General features: G+C 75.2%; 22 protein-coding genes. 12 read left to right on the top strand and 10 right to left on the bottom strand.

Annotation, left to right across the window (positions count from 1 at the left end; translation table 11 throughout):
- Positions 1-30: 30 nt before the first annotated feature.
- Genes BMZ16_RS16010 through BMZ16_RS15995 form a run of 4 tightly spaced genes read right to left on the bottom strand, consistent with a single transcriptional unit; the run spans position 31 to position 2,336 of the window.
- Positions 31-795 carry an ABC transporter permease gene (locus tag BMZ16_RS16010; protein WP_089802344.1) on the bottom strand — a complete coding sequence of 255 codons (765 nt, stop codon included), beginning with the start codon at positions 793-795 and terminating at the stop codon, positions 31-33.
- Positions 792-1,619: an ABC transporter ATP-binding protein gene (locus BMZ16_RS16005; RefSeq protein WP_255366755.1), complete on the bottom strand. Its 828-nt coding sequence runs from the start codon at positions 1,617-1,619 to the stop codon at positions 792-794. Before BMZ16_RS16005 ends, BMZ16_RS16010 begins: the two co-directional genes overlap by 4 nt.
- Positions 1,616-1,984, bottom strand: a complete 369-nt coding sequence (locus BMZ16_RS16000) for a DUF1048 domain-containing protein (protein ID WP_089802342.1) — start codon at positions 1,982-1,984, stop codon at positions 1,616-1,618. The genes BMZ16_RS16005 and BMZ16_RS16000 overlap by 4 nt, the downstream gene beginning before the upstream one ends.
- A 1-nt stretch (position 1,985) precedes the next feature.
- On the bottom strand, positions 1,986-2,336 hold the full coding sequence (locus BMZ16_RS15995; RefSeq protein WP_089802339.1) for a PadR family transcriptional regulator: 351 nt from the start codon (positions 2,334-2,336) through the stop codon (positions 1,986-1,988).
- A gap of 166 nt (positions 2,337-2,502) precedes the next feature.
- Between BMZ16_RS15995 and BMZ16_RS15990 the strand changes: the two genes are divergently transcribed.
- Entirely contained in the window at positions 2,503-3,135 is a 633-nt protein-coding gene (locus tag BMZ16_RS15990; protein WP_089802338.1) for a GNAT family N-acetyltransferase, read from the top strand.
- Positions 3,136-3,166: 31 nt separating this feature from the next.
- Complete coding sequence (locus BMZ16_RS15985; RefSeq protein ID WP_089802906.1) at positions 3,167-3,439, top strand: DUF1905 domain-containing protein; 273 nt, start codon at positions 3,167-3,169, stop codon at positions 3,437-3,439.
- Between the two features lie 33 nt (positions 3,440-3,472).
- Here the strand turns inward: BMZ16_RS15985 and BMZ16_RS15980 are convergent, their stop codons facing one another.
- From BMZ16_RS15980 to BMZ16_RS15965, 4 genes are all read right to left on the bottom strand, one after another.
- The gene (locus BMZ16_RS15980; protein ID WP_089802336.1) at positions 3,473-4,054 is read right to left on the bottom strand and encodes a dihydrofolate reductase family protein; all 582 of its coding nucleotides are present in this window, start codon (positions 4,052-4,054) and stop codon (positions 3,473-3,475) included.
- A 123-nt stretch (positions 4,055-4,177) separates the two neighbouring features.
- Complete coding sequence (locus BMZ16_RS15975; protein WP_089802334.1) at positions 4,178-4,684, bottom strand: GNAT family N-acetyltransferase; 507 nt, start codon at positions 4,682-4,684, stop codon at positions 4,178-4,180.
- Entirely contained in the window at positions 4,681-5,154 is a 474-nt protein-coding gene (locus BMZ16_RS20080; protein WP_089802332.1) for a DUF1905 domain-containing protein, read from the bottom strand. Before BMZ16_RS20080 ends, BMZ16_RS15975 begins: the two co-directional genes overlap by 4 nt.
- 78 nt (positions 5,155-5,232) lie before the next feature.
- On the bottom strand, positions 5,233-6,189 hold the full coding sequence (locus tag BMZ16_RS15965; RefSeq protein ID WP_089802330.1) for a hypothetical protein: 957 nt from the start codon (positions 6,187-6,189) through the stop codon (positions 5,233-5,235).
- Between the two features lie 259 nt (positions 6,190-6,448).
- On the opposite strand from BMZ16_RS15965, the gene BMZ16_RS15960 reads away from it, so the two are divergent.
- From BMZ16_RS15960 to BMZ16_RS15945, 4 genes are all read left to right on the top strand, one after another.
- On the top strand, positions 6,449-7,651 hold the full coding sequence (locus BMZ16_RS15960; protein WP_089802328.1) for a hypothetical protein: 1,203 nt from the start codon (positions 6,449-6,451) through the stop codon (positions 7,649-7,651).
- Positions 7,652-7,766: 115 nt separating this feature from the next.
- The gene (locus BMZ16_RS15955; protein ID WP_089802325.1) at positions 7,767-8,165 is read left to right on the top strand and encodes a (R)-mandelonitrile lyase; all 399 of its coding nucleotides are present in this window, start codon (positions 7,767-7,769) and stop codon (positions 8,163-8,165) included.
- Positions 8,162-8,791 (top strand): hypothetical protein, encoded by a 630-nt coding sequence (locus tag BMZ16_RS15950; protein WP_089802324.1) that lies wholly within the window; start codon positions 8,162-8,164, stop codon positions 8,789-8,791. The genes BMZ16_RS15955 and BMZ16_RS15950 overlap by 4 nt, the downstream gene beginning before the upstream one ends.
- Before the next feature lie 81 nt (positions 8,792-8,872).
- Positions 8,873-9,712 (top strand): alpha/beta hydrolase, encoded by an 840-nt coding sequence (locus tag BMZ16_RS15945; protein WP_089802321.1) that lies wholly within the window; start codon positions 8,873-8,875, stop codon positions 9,710-9,712.
- A gap of 3 nt (positions 9,713-9,715) precedes the next feature.
- Here the strand turns inward: BMZ16_RS15945 and BMZ16_RS20075 are convergent, their stop codons facing one another.
- On the bottom strand, positions 9,716-10,147 hold the full coding sequence (locus BMZ16_RS20075; RefSeq protein WP_089802319.1) for an antibiotic biosynthesis monooxygenase family protein: 432 nt from the start codon (positions 10,145-10,147) through the stop codon (positions 9,716-9,718).
- Between BMZ16_RS20075 and BMZ16_RS15935 the strand changes: the two genes are divergently transcribed.
- From BMZ16_RS15935 to BMZ16_RS15925, 3 genes are read left to right on the top strand one after another with little or no spacing between them, the layout of a single operon-like run.
- Complete coding sequence (locus BMZ16_RS15935) at positions 10,127-10,609, top strand: hypothetical protein (protein ID WP_177199745.1); 483 nt, start codon at positions 10,127-10,129, stop codon at positions 10,607-10,609. The genes BMZ16_RS20075 and BMZ16_RS15935 overlap by 21 nt on opposite strands.
- Positions 10,606-11,049, top strand: coding sequence for a hypothetical protein (locus BMZ16_RS15930; protein WP_089802315.1), 444 nt, complete (start codon positions 10,606-10,608; stop codon positions 11,047-11,049). Before BMZ16_RS15935 ends, BMZ16_RS15930 begins: the two co-directional genes overlap by 4 nt.
- 33 nt (positions 11,050-11,082) lie before the next feature.
- Complete coding sequence (locus tag BMZ16_RS15925; RefSeq protein WP_089802314.1) at positions 11,083-11,580, top strand: GNAT family N-acetyltransferase; 498 nt, start codon at positions 11,083-11,085, stop codon at positions 11,578-11,580.
- Positions 11,581-11,599: 19 nt separating this feature from the next.
- Here the strand turns inward: BMZ16_RS15925 and BMZ16_RS15920 are convergent, their stop codons facing one another.
- The gene (locus BMZ16_RS15920) at positions 11,600-12,283 is read right to left on the bottom strand and encodes a histidine phosphatase family protein (protein ID WP_218143380.1); all 684 of its coding nucleotides are present in this window, start codon (positions 12,281-12,283) and stop codon (positions 11,600-11,602) included.
- A gap of 147 nt (positions 12,284-12,430) precedes the next feature.
- Between BMZ16_RS15920 and BMZ16_RS15915 the strand changes: the two genes are divergently transcribed.
- Genes BMZ16_RS15915 through BMZ16_RS15905 form a run of 3 tightly spaced genes read left to right on the top strand, consistent with a single transcriptional unit; the run spans position 12,431 to position 15,338 of the window.
- Positions 12,431-13,375, top strand: a complete 945-nt coding sequence (locus BMZ16_RS15915) for a CPBP family intramembrane glutamic endopeptidase (protein WP_089802313.1) — start codon at positions 12,431-12,433, stop codon at positions 13,373-13,375.
- A 5-nt stretch (positions 13,376-13,380) separates the two neighbouring features.
- On the top strand, positions 13,381-14,661 hold the full coding sequence (locus tag BMZ16_RS15910; RefSeq protein ID WP_143082864.1) for a sensor histidine kinase: 1,281 nt from the start codon (positions 13,381-13,383) through the stop codon (positions 14,659-14,661).
- Positions 14,658-15,338 carry a response regulator gene (locus BMZ16_RS15905; RefSeq protein ID WP_089802309.1) on the top strand — a complete coding sequence of 227 codons (681 nt, stop codon included), beginning with the start codon at positions 14,658-14,660 and terminating at the stop codon, positions 15,336-15,338. Before BMZ16_RS15910 ends, BMZ16_RS15905 begins: the two co-directional genes overlap by 4 nt.
- The last annotated feature ends 206 nt before the right edge of the window (positions 15,339-15,544 follow it).

Below are 15,544 nucleotides of genomic sequence, written 5' to 3'. Positions count from 1 at the left end.
TCCATCGTCCGTGGCGTCGGGGGAAACCCGTCAGCCGATCCGACGCCGGTACGTCGCGACCGCGGCCAGGTACGCGACGACGAGCACGCCGACGAGCCAGGCGAGCGCCACCACGATGTCGGAGCCGACGGGCTGCCCGGCGAACAGCGCGCGGATCGTGTCGACCACCGCCGTGACCGGCTGGTGCTCGGCGAACCACGCGACCGGGCCGGGCATGGTGTCGGTGGGGACGAACGCCGAGCTGATGAACGGCAGGAAGATCAGCACGTAGCCGATGCCGCTCGCACCGTCGGGCGACGTGGCACCGACTCCCGCGATGACGGCGATCCACGTGAGGGTGAGCGTGAACAGCGCGAGCATCCCCAGCACCGCGAGCCACGCGCCGGCCGACGCCCCCGTGCGGAACCCGAGCAGCAGCGCGACGGCGACCACGATCGCCACGCCCGCCAGGTTGGCGACCAGGGACGTCAGGACGTGCGCCCACAGCACGCTGGGCCGCGCGATCGGCATCGACCGGAAGCGTTCGACGATGCCGCTGCTCACGTCGAGGAACAACCGGTAGCTGGTGTACGCGACCCCGGACGCCACCGTGATGAGCAGGATGCCCGGCAGCACGTAGTCGATGTACGACCCGCGCGAGCCGGTCTCGATCGCCCCGCCGAACACGTACGTGAACATCAGCATGAGGGCGATCGGGGTGACGACGCTCGTGACGATCGTGTCGGGGCTGCGCAGGACGTGCCGCAGGGACCGGCCGGTGAGGGCGGCGGTGTCGGAGACGGCGTGGGTGCTCATGACGGGTCCTCCCGGGCCGGTGCGTCGGGGGTGGGGGTGCCGGTGGTGGGGCCGACGAGCGCGAGGAACACGTCCTGCAGCGAGGGCTGCTTCTCGACGTACTCGACGGTGGCGGGCGGCAGCAGCCGCCGGAGCTCGGCCAGGGTGCCGTCCTGCACGATGACGCCCTCGTGCAGGATCGCGATGCGGTCGGCGAGGTGCTCGGCCTCGTCGAGGTGCTGGGTGGTCAGCAGCACGGCCGTGCCGCCGGCGGCGAGCCGTGTGATCGTCGCCCACACGTCCAGGCGGGCCTGCGGGTCGAGGCCTGTGGTCGGCTCGTCGAGGAAGATCACCGCCGGGTCGCCGACCAGGCTCATGGCGATGTCGAGCCGCCGGCGCATGCCCCCGGAGTACGTGCCCGCCCGCCGCCCGCCGGCGTCCGTGAGGCCGAACCGCGCGAGCAGGTCGTCGGCGACGGCTCCCGGGTCCGGCAGGTGCCGCAGCCGGGCGATCAGCGACAGGTTCTCGCGGCCCGTGAGGACGTCGTCGACGGCCGCGAACTGACCGGTCAGGCTGATGGCGTGGCGCACCTGCGCGGCCTCGGCCACGACGTCGAGGCCGTGGACGCTCGCCGTACCGGCGTCGGGCCGCAGCAGCGTGGCCAGGATGCGCACGAGCGTCGTCTTGCCCGCGCCGTTGGACCCGAGCAGCGCGACGACGCTGCCGGCGGCCACGTCCAGGTCGACGCCGCGCAGCACGCGGACGTCGCCGAAGGACTTCTCGACGCCGCGCACGCGGACGGCCGTGCTGCTCCCGGCCCCGGCGCGCAGGGCCGCCGTGCTCACGGCTGCTCCCGACGCTCGGCCTCGTCCATGGCGCGGACCAGGCGGGTGCGGGCCTTGTCGATCCAGCGTTCGCCGGCGTACGCCTCGGCGAAGCTCTCCGCGAAGTCGACGGGGTCCCCCCCGACGATCGCGCGCACGGGCCGCTCGTCGGCGGCGGCGCTCTCCCAGAGGTCGGCGAGGTCGCCGACCATCCGGACCAGGGCGTCCCCGTCGGTGAGCCCCGACGTGGCCATGAGGTACCGGTGCATGCCGGTGGCGGCGGTCCGGTACGGCTCGGGCAGGGCCTGGAGCCGGGCGACGTCCCGGCGGTACTGCTTCTTCTGGTCCCACGGTCCCGTGAGGGCCTCGATCCACCTGGCGGCCATGTCAGCACTCCCTGTCGGTGCGGTCGGTGCGTGCGGTGCGGAGCCGGTCGATGCGACCCTCGAGCAGGTCCCAGGTCCGCCAGAACTCGGCGAGCTGCTCCCGGCCTGCGGCGTTCAGCGAGTAGACCTTGCGCGGCGGGCCCTTCTCGGACGGCACCTTCTCGACGTCCACGAAGCCGCGCTGCTCGATGCGCACGAGCAGTGCGTAGACGGTGCCCTCGGCGATGTCGGTGAAGCCCTGCTCCCGCAGGTGCGTGGTGATCTCGTACCCGTAGGCGGGCCGGGTCTCGAGGATCGTGAGGACGATCCCCTCGAGCGTCCCCTTGAGCATCTCCGTCAGCTGGTTGGCCACGGGTCGTCCCCACTTCTCGGTGTCACTGAGTACCAGAACAAAGTAACGCTAGGTACCACTGCTTGGCAACACTAGGTACCGCCCTACCGGTGCTGGACGAGAGGCCGCGTGGCGGAACGGCGCTGCGGGGTGGAGAGTCGACGGACGACGGCATCCGGGGGGCGCGGTGGACGTGCAGGTGGGCGGGGCGACCGCGGGCGAGGTGCCGTCCTGCGCACGGGTCATCGCCGCCGCGCTGCGCGACGACGCGGTCGTGCGCTCGCTGGTGCCCGGGGGCCACGACCGCTTCGCGCGACTCACCGCCGTGTACGCGGCGGCCGTGCGCATGGCGCTCGCGGGGCGCGGCGTCGTCGACGTCGCGCGCGACGGACCGCACGGACCCGTCGTGGGCGTCGCGATGTGGGAGGGGCCCGACCACTCGCCGGGCGGGTGGCCGCTGCTCCGCGAGCTGCCGGGCCTGGTCCGCGCCGTGGGCGTGCGGCACCTGCCGGCCTGCGCCCGGGCGCTGCGCTCGTTCGCCGCGCTGCGCCCCCGTTACCCGCACTGGTTCCTGGCCGACGTCGCCACCGAACCCACCGCGCGCGGGCACGGCGTGGGATCCGCCCTGCTCGCGCACCGGCTCGCGGTCGTCGACGCCACGGGGCTGCCGGCCTACCTGGAGTCCACGACCGCGGCCAGCCGCCGGCTCTACGAGCGGTTCGGGTTCCGTGCCACCGGGACCGTCCGGCTGCCCGGCGCCGCCGCGACCGCGATGGTGCGGCCCGCCGCGCCGGAGGGCGGCGGTGCCGCGGACCGCTGACGTCGCCGCGGGTGCCCGCTACGGTGGCGCGATGTCGACCACGCAGCTGACGTTCACCGCGCCCATCGGCGTCGAGGTCAAGGGCGAGACGTGGAGCTGCGTCGAGATCCCCGGCTCCGCGGACTTCCTCGGCACCGGGCGGAGCGTGCGCGTCGACGCCACCGTGGACGACGTGCGGCTCGAGAACGTGGGCGCGATGCCCACCGGCGCCGGCGGGCACATGGTGTCGCTCAGCGCCAAGGTCCGCAGGGCGCTCGGCAAGGACGTCGGGGACGACGTCCGGGTCACGGTCACCCGCCGGTAGCGCAGCCGCGGCTCCGGGAGAGCCGGCCCACCGTCAGTGGGCCGTGGGCCGGTAGGTCAGCTCCTGCGTGCGCCCGTCGAGCACACGGCTGTCGAGCAGCTCGAGGTCGAAGTCGCCCGCGCCGCCGAGCACCGGGGTCGTCCCCGTCCTCCCGGTGATCACCGGGAAGATCGTCACCTGCACGCGGTCCACCAGGCCCGCTGCCATGAGCGCCCAGTTGAGCGACAGGCTGCCGTGCGAGCGCAGCGGCAGGTCGGACTCCTCCTTCAGCCGGGCGACGATCTCGACCGCGTCGCCGCGCGCGACCGTGACGTCGGGCCAGTCGACGGGCGCGTGCAGCGTCGAGGACACCACGGTCGCCGGCAGGTCCCGCATGCGTGCGGCCCACGAGTCGCGGATCTCCGAGTCGTCGGTGCTCCCGGCCCACATGGTCACGAACTCGCGCAGCGTGGTGGCGCCGAACACCATGCGCTGCTCGGCCTCGTACAGCTCGTGACGCCGGCGCAGCAGCTCCGGTCCCTGCTTGCCCCAGTACCCGCCCCAGTCGCCGGGCGGGGCGTAGGAGCCGTAGCCGTCGAGGCTGGCGAAGACGTCGAACGTGTACGTGGCGGTCATGGGTGTCCTCTCTCCGGGCGTCCGGGTGTCCTCCTCCCGACCGGCGGGGGCGGCCCGACTCATCGGGGTGACCGCCGGGGAAGCGGGCGGGATGGCCGCTCGCACACGGGACGCGGCGTGCCGTCAGGCAGGCGGGCGCGGTGGCGCCCCGGTCCCGGCGCTCGGTGCCATGTCGTACGTGACCCACGGGGTCGCCGTCGCGTGCCGGTCGTACAGCGCGCGGGCCCGTGTGTTGTCCTGCGCGGTGATCCACCGCACGACGGTGTCGCCGCGCTGGGCAGCCAGGTCGCCCGCGGCGCGCAGCAGGGCGGAGCCGGCGCCGCTGCGTCGCGCGTCGGGATCGACGAAGAGGTCGTCGACGTACAGGCCGGTGGTGCCGGTCGACGGCCGGGCGAACGCACGCAGGTTCGCCAGCCCCAGCAGGGTGCCGTCCGCCGCGGCCGCGACCAACCCGGTCATGCCGTGCTGCTCACCCACGACCCACCCCCACGTGGTGGCGACGGCGCGGTCGTCGTCGGGCAGCTCGTAGAAGGCGCGGTACCCGCGGAACAGCCGTGCCCAGGCGGCCGCGTCGGCCCCGGTGACGCGGCGCACGGTGGGCTCTGACGGGACGGGTCCCTCGGTCGTCATGGGCGGAGCGTGACGGTATGGGGGTGTCCCCGGGTGACCTGCCCGGTATCCGGACGACGGCCGTCCCCCGCCGCGGGGTCGTAGTAGTCGTCGTCGTCCGCCGGGTCGTGGCGCCGCGGGCGGGCGGTCGGCGGTGCGGCGGGTGATGGTCCGTCGGGTGGCCGCGTGTCGAGGGCGTCGTCGGGGTCGCCCACCACGACGACCACGTCGACGTCGTCACCGAGCTCCACGCCCTCGGCGCGCCGGGCGGCGACCTTGACCGGCACCATGAAGCCGCCGTCGCGGGGGAAGATCGACGTGGTGAACGTCGTCGCGCCCAGCGTGACGGTCGCCGGGATGCAGCCCCAGCCGTACGTGACCCGCGAGGCGATCGCCCGCAGGCGTGCGGCCTCGTGGTCGGGGAGCGCGACGAAGTGGTACGGCGCGGGTCCGCGCCACCAGATCACCTCACCGCCGAACCGCAGCTCCACCCGGCGAGCATGGCAGCAGGCGCCGACAGCCGCGCAGCCGCACCGGCGTCCGGGTCCCGCGGCCCGGGCGGGGCCGCCTCAGCCCGCCCGTACGGCCGCGGCCACGACGGACTCGATCGGCGAACCCGCCGGGACGACGATCGTCACGGCGGCGGCGCCGAGCGTGAACGCGACCTGCGTCGCGTCCGCGTACACCGGGTGCGGCGTCAGCGCGACGGCGTCCAGCCGGCCGAGCGGCAGCACGAGCCGCGACGCCGAGTGCTGCGGCATCTGCCCGCGCGTCACCCAGGCGCTGCGGCCGATCACCTCGACCGCCGACCCGTCGCCCGCGACGACCGCACCCTCCACGGTGGCCGGGGACAGCGCGTGCGCGGCCAGCCGCACGAGGCCGAGCGCCCCGGCGGGCCGGACCGTCAGCCGGCGTCGACCGTGGCAGGCCCACGGCACCAGGTCGGGGTGCGCACGGACCGCCGCCGTGACGTCGGCGACCAGGGCGAGGTCCTCGGGTCCCGGGTCGAGCGGGGACGGCGCCACGGCGCGCCCGGCGGCGTCCAGGGCACGGCCGGCCGCGCTCGGCCCGCCGCCGACCGCGCCCGCGCGCAGCACGTCGACCAGCCGCGTGACCTGCGTGCGCGCCGAGCCGTTGAACCGCACCGCCAGCACGGCACCGTCGTCGGTGCGGACCGTCAGCCGCCCGTCGAGCAGGTCGACGGACTCCTGGACCGCGACGACGTGCGTCAGCGGCACGGTGCGCACGTCGTACCCGGCCGGGGCCGTGGGTGCGCCGCGGCGTGCCCGCTCGGCCGCGCGTCGGCTGAGCACCGTCAGGGTCGTCGCGTCCACGACGAGCAGGTGGTCGTACAGGTCCATGTCGGGGGTCGCGTCCCGCCGGGCGATGTTGCGGGGAACCTTCAGGACGAGCCGCGCCGCGTCGAGGTCGAGGGGGTGGTCGCGGTAGAGGCGCGGGACGTCGTCCAGGGACGTGACCTCGTCGATCCACGGGCCGAACCGGTCGTACTCGGTGGTCGCGGTCATCCGGCTCCCCGATCCTGGGCGCGGCGCGCCGACGGCCCGGCACGCGGGGTGCGGCACCCTCGTCGGTGCGCGCGGCGCGACCCTACTCCCGGCCGACCCGCGCGCGCGCCGGGGGTGGCGCCACGTTGTGCGCACCGGGTGAGGTTGCGGTGGACGTGCCGTTCCACCCGCCCGTCTCCTTGTGCGGGTCCCCGCGGAACCCCTAGAACGGGACGAAGCGGACATCAAGGGGGATGTGCGCCCGTCGAGGGGGACCCACATGACCGCACACGTCCGTCCTGCGCTCGGAGCGGGGCTCCTCGCCGCCGCCCTGGTGCTCGTCGCACCGCCGGCGCACGCCGCCGCACCCGACGCGTCGACCGTCGACGCGGGCCGCGGCGCGTCGCCCCGCGCACCGGGCTGGACGGCCGTGGAGCTCGGGACGCTCGGCGGCGAGCGCACCGTGCCCACGGCGGTCAACGACCGCGGTCAGGTCGTCGGGCGCTCGCAGGTGCCGGACGGCCGGTGGCACGCGTTTCTCTGGGCCGACGGTGTCATGACCGACCTCTCGCCCGACGCGCAGGACGCGGTCGCCGCCGACGTGTCGAATTCCGGGCACGTCAGCGGCTGGGTGCAGCCGGCGCCCGGTGAGTCCGCCGACGCCGTCCTGTGGCGTGGCGGGACGGCCACGGTGCTGGCCGAGGAGGGGTACGGCGCGCTGGTCAACGAGCGGGGGCAGGTCAGCGGCACGGTCGCCCGGCCGGAGGCGTGGTCGGAGAACCCGTTCGTCTGGACCGCGGGCACCCGCACCGACCTCGCGCCGCCGCCGTTCCCCGACGCGTGGCCGAACGCGTCGGTCGTGGACCTCAACCGCCGCGGCCAGGTGCTCGCGATCGGGGAGTTCTACGACGACACGGACCTCGCGTACGTGTGGAAGGACGGCGTGTTCACCGAGCTGCGCGCCGACGGCCTGGTGCTGCGTGGTGCCGACCTGGACGAGCGCGGGCGCGTCGCCGGCGAGGTGCACCTGGGGAGCGGGGTGCGGGAGGCCGCGGTGTGGCGCGACGGGACGATCGAGCGGCTCGGCATGCTGCCCGGGACCACGTTCTCGCAGGCGTTCGCGATGAACGACGCCGGCCTCGTCGTGGGTGTCAGCTCGGACGGCCGCGGCCGGCGGGGCACGGCCTTCGCGTGGTCCCGCGGCACGATGCGGGCGATCGGCACCGTGGGGAGCGGGTGGAGCGACACCCAGGACGTCAACGAGCGCGGGCAGGTGGCCGGCCAGATCGGCTCCACCACCACGGACGGGGCCGAGCTCGTGCAGCCGTTCGTGTGGCACCGCGACCGCCTGACGCTGCTGGGTACGCCGACCCCGGACGACGTGCAGGTCGTCGACCTCAGCGAGAAGGGCCACGTCGCGACGGTCACGGGCGACTTCCTGCAGGAGCGCGGCGTGCTGTGGGTGCCGACCGGGCGGCGCTGACCGCGAGGGCCGCCGGCGGGCGTCCGGCACCGCGCGCGGGCACGCCCCCGGCGTCCGACACTGGCAGTGGACGCCCGACGACGGACGCCCTCACCCGCCCGCGAACGAGGGTCGCATGAGGATCACGCGCAGCGGCGGCCGGTCCGTCCCCGGCCCCGAGGACTGGTTCACCGGCACGGTCTGGATCGACGGCGTCCGGGACCCCGACGGTCCCGGGTCGGTCGGCTGCGGGCACGTGCGGTTCGCACCCGGCGCCCGTACCGCGTGGCACCGCCATCCCCGCGGCCAGACGCTCTACGTCACCGACGGTGTCGGTCGGGTCGCCCGCCGCGGCGGCCCGGTCGAGGAGATCCGCCCGGGGGACGTCGTGCACATCGACCCGGACGAGGAGCACTGGCACGGCGCGAGCCCCGACCGCTTCATGGCGCACGTCGCGCTCCAGCAGGCCGACGAGCACGGCGAGGTCGTCACCTGGCTGGAGCACGTCACCGACACGGACTACCGCGGGTCGTGACGGGCGCCGTCCACCGGTACGAGGGGCACATCCTCGGCCTGGCCACCGCGGACGGGCGTCGCGTCGTCGTGGGCCGGTGGCTGCGCTCGCCGTGGGGGCGGTTCGCGGACGTCATGACGCAGGACGCGCGGGGCCGGCGCACGCTGCTCGCGCCGTCCGAGGCGGTGGCCGACGAGGTCACCGCGACCTACGTCTTCGACGAGGTGGTCGTCACGCCGGTCCGCGTGTCGTGCGACCCGGCCACCCGTCGCTGGCACGTCGCGGCGGGCCCGCTGACCGCCGACGTCACGCTGGGTGGCCGGACCGCCCTCGGTGCGCTGCTCACGGCGTCGCCCCGGCCCGTCACGCGCTCGCGGGCGTTCGCCGCCGCGGTCGACCCGCTCGCGTCGCGGCTGGTCCCCGGGGTGCGGACCGTCGGCAGCGCCGGGCAGGGCCGCCGCGAGTGGTACGGCGCCACCGGGCAGCACCGGGTCGTCGACGTCGACGCCACCTGGGACGGTGTGCCGTGCGGACCGCTGCTGCCGGACGTGCCGCCCGTGGAGTTCGGCTTCTCGTCCGTGCCGCACCGCCCGACGGTCACCGCGGTCCGGACGACGATCGCGATCGGGGACGAGGGCCGCGCCTGAGGTCCGGGCCGCGGCGGTCCGGGGCCGCCGCGGGACGTGATCGCCCGTGACGTCCGACGTGCCGTGGCCTAGCGTGCGCGCATGGCCACCGTCGTCCCGTACCGGCCCCTGCCGCTCGACCTCACCGACGTGCGGTACGCGCACGGCCCGGACTCGGAGCGCCGCCCCGGCGTGCCGGCAGGGGAGACGGTGGAGCTGCGGTGGGACACCAGTGGGGTCTACCCCGGCACGACGCGCCGGGTCCGGGTCCACGTCCCGGCGCACGCCGGCCCCCCGCCGCCGGCGTCGGTGATGGTGTTCAACGACGGCGGGCTGTACCTCGACCCGGACGGCGACGTCCGCGGCGGTGTCGTCCTCGACAACCTGGTGCACGCCGGCGACATCCCGTACACGATCGGCGTCTTCGTCGACCCCGGCGTCGTCGTCGGCAGCGAGCACCCGAAGAACCGCAACGTCGAGTACGACGCGTTCGACGACCGCTACGCGACCTTCCTGCTCGACGAGATCCTCCCGCTGGTCACCGCGCGGTACGACGTCACGGACGACCCCGAGCGGTGGGGCGTGTGCGGGGGCAGCAGCGGCGGCGACGCGGCCTTCACCGCGGCCTGGATGCGCCCTGACCGCTTCCGGCGGGCCGTGTGCTTCCTGTCGAGCTTCGCGCAGATGCCCGGCGGGAACCCGTACCCCGCGCTGCTGGCGAGCACCCCGCGCAAGCCGCTGCGGGTCTTCCTGCAGGCCGGGCACCGCGACCTGAACCACGACGCACCCACCCGGAACTGGCTGGCCGAGAACCTGCGCGTCGGCGCGGCCCTGGCCGAGGCCGGGTACGACCACCGCCTCGTCCTCGGCGACGGCGGGCACAGCACCAACCACGGCGGCGTGCTGCTGCCTGACGCTTTGCGGTGGGCGCTGGGCGCGTGAGCCTCAGGCGGTGAGCACCTGCTCGTCGTGCTCGACCACGGGGAACGGGTCGTAGAAGTGGTGCAGCAGCCGACGCCACTCCTGGTACTGCGCCGACCCGCGGAACCCGTCGGTGTAGTCCTCCAGCGACCGCCACGTGACGAGCAGCAGGTAGGTGCCGGGCCGCTCCACGCAGCGGGACAGTGTCAGGCCGCCGAACCCCGGCATGCTCGCGATGATCGCCCGGGCACGCCCGAAGGCGTCCTCGAACTGCGCCTCACGGCCGGGGACGACGGCTGGACCCCGTGCGGGGCCGGTGACTGGGCGGTCGCGCTGCGCTCGCCGGACGGCGCGGCGGCCGCGCGGATCAGCCCGTTCGACCCGACCGGCCCGTACACCGCCGACCTCTACCGGAGGGCGGCCGGCACCCGTCGGGTGCCCGTGCTGCTGGCCCACCGGCGCCTCGCGGGCGGCGGTGACCTGCAGGTGCTCGAGTGGCTGGCGCCCGTGCCGCAGGACGAGGGGAACGCGTTCCAGCAGGCCCTGGCCGAGCGCCGCCCGGACCTGGCCGACCTCGCCGCGACCCTCGACGAGGTGCACGCGCGGGCGCGGCGCGAGCTGCCCTGGTGCGGCCCGCTGGACCGGAATCCCACCAACGTCATGCGCGCGCCCGACGGCCGGCTCGTCCTCCTCGACCCGTTCTACGCCGACGGCCCGGACCTGTACGCGACGGCCGGCACGGATCCCGACCGCCTGGTGGCGTCGATCCCCGAGCCGGAGCGGCGGTTCATGCTCGACATCCCCCTGGCGGCGTCGGGCCCGTGGGACCCCGTGGCCCGGGAGGCGCTGCGCCGCGGGATCGCCGCGGCAGACGCGCGGCGGGCGTCCCCGCCCCCGGCGGCTACCGTGCGCCCATGAGCAACGTGAACGAGGTCGGCGAGCGGGACGCGTGGCGCTGCTGGCTGTGCGACCAGCCGGTGGACCCGGACGCGTCGGTGAACTCCGACCTGGGCCCCAGCGTGGACGCGGGCGTCGCCCCCAAGTCGAAGAAGGGTGCGGCCGCCCCGGAGCGGCTCGCGCACCGGGCGTGCAACACCCGCAAGGGTGCGGTGAAGCCGGTCGTGCCGTGGTCGCCCGACCTGTTCGTCGTCGACCCCGCGCCCATCGCGGAGACCGTGGAGCGGCTGCGGCGCAAGGGCGGCCGCGAGGTCGTCGCACGCTGCCCCAGCCGTGCCGACGCGGACGCCGCCGCCGACTGGCTGGTCGACCGGCTGTCGCGGTTCGCCCCCGACCTGCCCGTCACGACGCAGGTCGAGCCGGGCGGCGGGCAGTTCCTGCTGGCGGTGCGGACCCGCTGACAGGGGGAGCGTGGCGGTCGTAGCCTGCGGCGAATGACGCACCCCGGGATGCTGCTCCGCCGTGCCGTGCCGGCCGACGCCGAGCGCGCCGGCACGGTCCACTTCACGTCGTGGGTCGAGACGTTCACCGGGCTCGCCTCACCCGAGTTCTGGGCCCGCGCGTCGCAGGAGCGCAGCATCGCCACCTGGCGACGGCTCCTCGACGACGGTCTCGACGCGACGTTGGCCGAGGTCGACGGCGAGGTCGTCGGGCTCGCGATCGTGGGTGAGGCCACGGCACGGAACGGCCACGAGCCGGTCCGCGAGCGCGAGCTGTCCAACCTCTACGTGCTGGCGGCGCACCACGGCACAGGCATCGGGCAGGCTCTGCTCGACGCGGTGCTGCCCCGGGCGGCGCCCGCCCAGCTCTGGGCGGCGCGCGGCAACCCGCGGGCCGTGCGGTTCTACGAGCGCAACGGGTTCGCCGCCGACGGTGCGACCGACGACGGGTCGTCGTTCGGTGGGATCGAGGCGGTGCGTCTGGTGCGGTGAGGCGCGGCGTCCGGCGGCGTCAGCCCGCCAGGTGCGCCACGTCCCCGACCGCGACGACCGCACGGTTGTGGAAGCGCCCGTCCTCGCGCAGGGTCGTGATGCTCCCCGACGGCACGGGGAACGCGACGTGCCCCGCCGCCTCGACCGGTATCCCGATCCAGGCCGCGACGACGAAGGTCGCGGCGAAGCCGTGCGTCACCACGACGAGCTGGTCGTCGTCCCGGGCCAGCAGGTCGGTCATCGCGCGGTAGACGCGGACGGCGAGGTCGAGCCGGGTCTCGGCGCCTTCCGGTCCCTCGCGGTGGTGCAGGCGGTCGCCCACGGCCGGCGGGGGCACGAAGCGCGCGTCCAGCCATGCCTGCGGCCGGCCCTCGGCCTCGCCGTACGACTTCTCCCGCAGGCGCGCGTCGAGCACGGGCGTCACGCCCCACGCCTCCCCGAGGACCTGCGCGGTGCGGTGGGTGCGCCGCAGGTCCGAGGTGACGACGGTGAGCCGGGACGCACCGGCGACCCGTTCCCGCAGCGCGGTCCCGATCGCCGCGGCCTGGTCCTCGCCGCGGGCCGTGAGGGCCGAGTCGAACTGCCCCCCGACCAGCCGGTCGACATGGTGCGTCGCCTCCGGGTGGGTGACGACCGTGACGGTGCGCACCCGCGGCGGCACGACGCCGGGCACGGGCGGCGGGGGGAGCGGCGGGGTGTCCACGGGCGCACCCTCCCACGGCCCGGGTCTCCGGCCGCTTCCATCCTTCGATGCAACCCCCGCCCTTGGTCCCTGCGCCCGGCGCGGCAGCACCCTCCGGATTCCTAGCGTCGAGCCATGTCGCACCGACCTCGACGAAAGGGATCTCCGATGAGCGTCCTCACCCCACCGGCACCCCCGCAGCAGCGCGGCGGCCTGCTCGGCGTGATCCGCCGCCGCCCCCTGCTGTCGTTCTTCGTCCTCGCGCTGGGCCTGAGCTGGGTCGCGTGGATCCCGTACATCCTGTCGAACCACGGCCTGGGCGTCTGGGACTTCTCGTTCCCCGGGGGGTCGATCGGCGGGCAGCTGCTGGGCATGCTCCCCGGCGCGTACCTCGGTCCCATCGGTTCCGCGCTGCTCGTCACCGCGATCGCGGACGGCCGGCCCGGGCTGCGGACGTGGGCGCGCCGGCTGTGGAACTGGAAGGTCAGCTGGAAGTGGTACGTCGGGATCCTGCTCGGCGTCCCGGCCGTCATGGTCCTGGCGGGCCTGGTGTTCGCCGGCGGTCAGGTCGAGGCGCTGCCGCTGACCGTGATCCCCCTGCTGGTCGTCGGGCTGTTCGCGCAGATGATCACCACCGGCCTCGCCGAGGAGCCGGGCTGGCGTGACTTCGCGCTGCCGCGCATGCAGCGCCTGGTCGGCGCGCCGCGTGCCGCCCTCGTCATCGGCGTCCTGTGGGCCCTGTGGCACATGCCGCTGTTCCTCACGGAGTGGGGCGGGTACCCCGACGTGCCGTGGTACCGCCCGGTGATGTTCACGCTGTTCTGCGTGACCTTCAACGTGGTGATGAGCTGGGTCTTCAACAAGACGGGCCAGAGCCTGCCGATGGCCATGCTGCTGCACGTCGGCATCAACAACTTCGCGTCCGTCGCGTGGTCGGACCTCTTCCCGGGCATGGACCGCGACACGGCGCAGGCGGCGCTGCTGCTGGGGTCGACGGTGGTCGGGGCGATCGTGATGGCCGGCTCCCGGGGTCGCCTCGGGTACCACCCCGAGCCGCAGACCGAGCCGGTGCCCGTTCCCGCCCCGCTGCCCGAGCCCGCGCGTCTATCGTGACGTCGGTGACCGAGCCCGTTGTGCACCACCGCCGGCCGACGGACGTCGTGCCGGCGGTGGTGTGGGTGCTCTCGGTGGGTCTGCTGGCCGCCTCCGTGGTCGTCAGCGAGGCCGACCCGGAGGCCGCGCTCGCCCTGCCGGGGTTCGGGGACGCGACGTGGTGGTGGTCGGCCGCGGTGCTGACCCTGCAGGCGGTGGCGCTCGCCCTGTGGTCGTCGACGCGGCCGCGTACCGCGCTCCTCGTGGTCGCCGCGGGGGTGCCCGCGGCGTTCGTCCTGGGTGACGCCATCGGCGTCGTCCTCCTGGCGGTGATGGTCGCGACGTACCGGGCGGTGCTCGCCCGGCCCGCCCGGAGCCTGACCCCCACGCTCGTGGGGGCCACCGCGCTGGTGGTCGTGGGGGTCGCCGCCACTGCCGTCCGCAACGGCGCCGAGGGGTGGGCCGTGGTCGTCGCCGGCCCGCTGCAGGCCCTGGCGTCCGTGGGTGTGCCGCTCGTGCTGGCGGGCGTCGTCGGCGCGCGTCGCGACGCTGTCGACGCGCTCGCGCGCACCGCGCAGGCTCAGGAGCGCGAACGGGACGCCCTCGTGCAGGTGGCGGTCGAGCGGGAGCGGACGGCGATGGCCCGCGAGCTGCACGACATCGCCGCGCACCACCTGTCGGGGATCGCAGTGATGACCGGGGCGATCGGACGGCAGATCGACGTCGACCCCGAGGGGGCCAAGGTCGCGGTCGCGCAGGTGCGCGAGCAGAGCACCGCGATGCTGCGGGACCTGCGCAACCTCGTCGTGCTGCTGCGGGACGTCGACGCCCCGCCGGGCCAGGGCGGGCCGGTGCGGATGGAGACGATCGCCGGCATCGGTGAGCTCGTGGGTGCGGCGCAGGCGGCCGGGGCGGACGTGTCGCTGGAGACGGCCGGGCCCGTCGCGGACGTCGCCGCCTCCGGGGACGTCGGTCCGCTGGCGCAGCTCGCCGCGTACCGCGTGGTGCAGGAGGCGCTCGCCAACGCCGCCCGGCACGCGCCCGGTGCGCCGTGCTCGGTGCGGCTCGACGCGCAGGAGGTGGGGCGCCTGGAGGTCGTGGTGCGCAACCGTCCACCGGCCGTCCGCGCCGCACCCGCACCCCGCGACCCCGGCTACGGTCTGGTCGGCATGCAGGAGCGCGCGGAGCTGACGGGCGCGACCCTGCGGTTCGGTCCGACGCTCGACGGCGGGTGGCAGGTCGTCCTGTCGGTCCCCGTGGGCGGACCGACGCCGGGGCCGACGACGAGCGAGGGGCAGGGCGGATGACGCAGACCGGGACCGTGCGGGTGGTCGTCGCGGACGACCAGCCGCTGGTGCGCATGGGGCTGGCGACGATGCTCGCCACCGAGCCGGGCATCGAGGTGGTCGGCCAGGCCGCCGACGGCGCGGCCGCCGTCGAGCTGGCCCGCGACCTGCGCCCGGACGTGGTCTGCATGGACATCCGCATGCCCGGCAAGGACGGCATCACCGCGACGCGCGAGCTGTGCGGCCCGGACGTCGACGACCCGATCCCGGTGCTGGTGCTGACGACGTTCGACGTCGACGAGTACCTGTTCGGTGCGTTGGAGGCCGGTGCATCGGGGTTCCTGCTGAAGGACGCCGAGCCGACGACCCTCGTCGAGGCCGTCCGCTCGGTGGCCGCCGGTCACGGCATGCTCGCCAACGCCCTGACGCGGCGGGTGCTGCGGGAGGTCGTCACACGCCGGCGCACGCAGCCCGTCACCGCCGCGCGCGCGAGCGAGCTGCTGACCCCGCGCGAGCTCGACATCGTGCTGCTGCTGGCGCAGGGCATGTCGAACGAGGAGATCGCCCGCGAGCTGTACCTCGAGGTGTCGACGGTGAAGTCGCACCTGGCGCGCGTCATGCCGAAGCTCGGCGTGAGGTCGCGGCTGCAGGCCGTGGTGTGGGCGTACCAGAACGGGATCGTCGAGATCGGCGGATGACGCCGGCCGAGGACGTCGGCGGCGAGCATCGCCACGGCGAGCAGGTGGCGGGCCCGTCGGCGCCCCGCGGTCGCTACGGTCGCGCCATGTCCTACGACGCCTGGCTGACGTACTACCGACGCAACCCCGAGCGTCAACGCCGGGACCGAGCCCGGTCGACGGGCCCGCGAGCACCGAGCACGTCCGGCCGTGACGACGCGACCGGG

Source organism: Cellulomonas sp. KH9, from assembly GCF_900114185.1.
In the GTDB taxonomy this organism is placed as follows: Bacteria; Actinomycetota; Actinomycetes; order Actinomycetales; family Cellulomonadaceae; genus Cellulomonas.
The sequence above is the reverse complement of the archived record's forward strand: the minus strand, read 5'-3'. Positions and strand labels throughout refer to the sequence as shown.

Coding starts and splice junctions, on each gene's coding strand:
- BMZ16_RS15960 (WP_089802328.1), top strand. CDS start 6,449: ATGACCGCACACGTCCGTCCTGCGCTCGGAGCGGGGCTCCTCGCCGCC.
- BMZ16_RS15980 (WP_089802336.1), bottom strand. CDS start 4,054: ATGACCGCCACGTACACGTTCGACGTCTTCGCCAGCCTCGACGGCTAC.
- BMZ16_RS15965 (WP_089802330.1), bottom strand. CDS start 6,189: ATGACCGCGACCACCGAGTACGACCGGTTCGGCCCGTGGATCGACGAG.
- BMZ16_RS15985 (WP_089802906.1), top strand. CDS start 3,167: ATGTCGACCACGCAGCTGACGTTCACCGCGCCCATCGGCGTCGAGGTC.
- BMZ16_RS15945 (WP_089802321.1), top strand. CDS start 8,873: ATGGCCACCGTCGTCCCGTACCGGCCCCTGCCGCTCGACCTCACCGAC.
- BMZ16_RS16000 (WP_089802342.1), bottom strand. CDS start 1,984: ATGGCCGCCAGGTGGATCGAGGCCCTCACGGGACCGTGGGACCAGAAG.
- BMZ16_RS15930 (WP_089802315.1), top strand. CDS start 10,606: ATGAGCAACGTGAACGAGGTCGGCGAGCGGGACGCGTGGCGCTGCTGG.
- BMZ16_RS15905 (WP_089802309.1), top strand. CDS start 14,658: ATGACGCAGACCGGGACCGTGCGGGTGGTCGTCGCGGACGACCAGCCG.
- BMZ16_RS15925 (WP_089802314.1), top strand. CDS start 11,083: ATGACGCACCCCGGGATGCTGCTCCGCCGTGCCGTGCCGGCCGACGCC.
- BMZ16_RS15915 (WP_089802313.1), top strand. CDS start 12,431: ATGAGCGTCCTCACCCCACCGGCACCCCCGCAGCAGCGCGGCGGCCTG.
- BMZ16_RS15975 (WP_089802334.1), bottom strand. CDS start 4,684: ATGACGACCGAGGGACCCGTCCCGTCAGAGCCCACCGTGCGCCGCGTC.
- BMZ16_RS15955 (WP_089802325.1), top strand. CDS start 7,767: ATGAGGATCACGCGCAGCGGCGGCCGGTCCGTCCCCGGCCCCGAGGAC.
- BMZ16_RS16010 (WP_089802344.1), bottom strand. CDS start 795: ATGAGCACCCACGCCGTCTCCGACACCGCCGCCCTCACCGGCCGGTCC.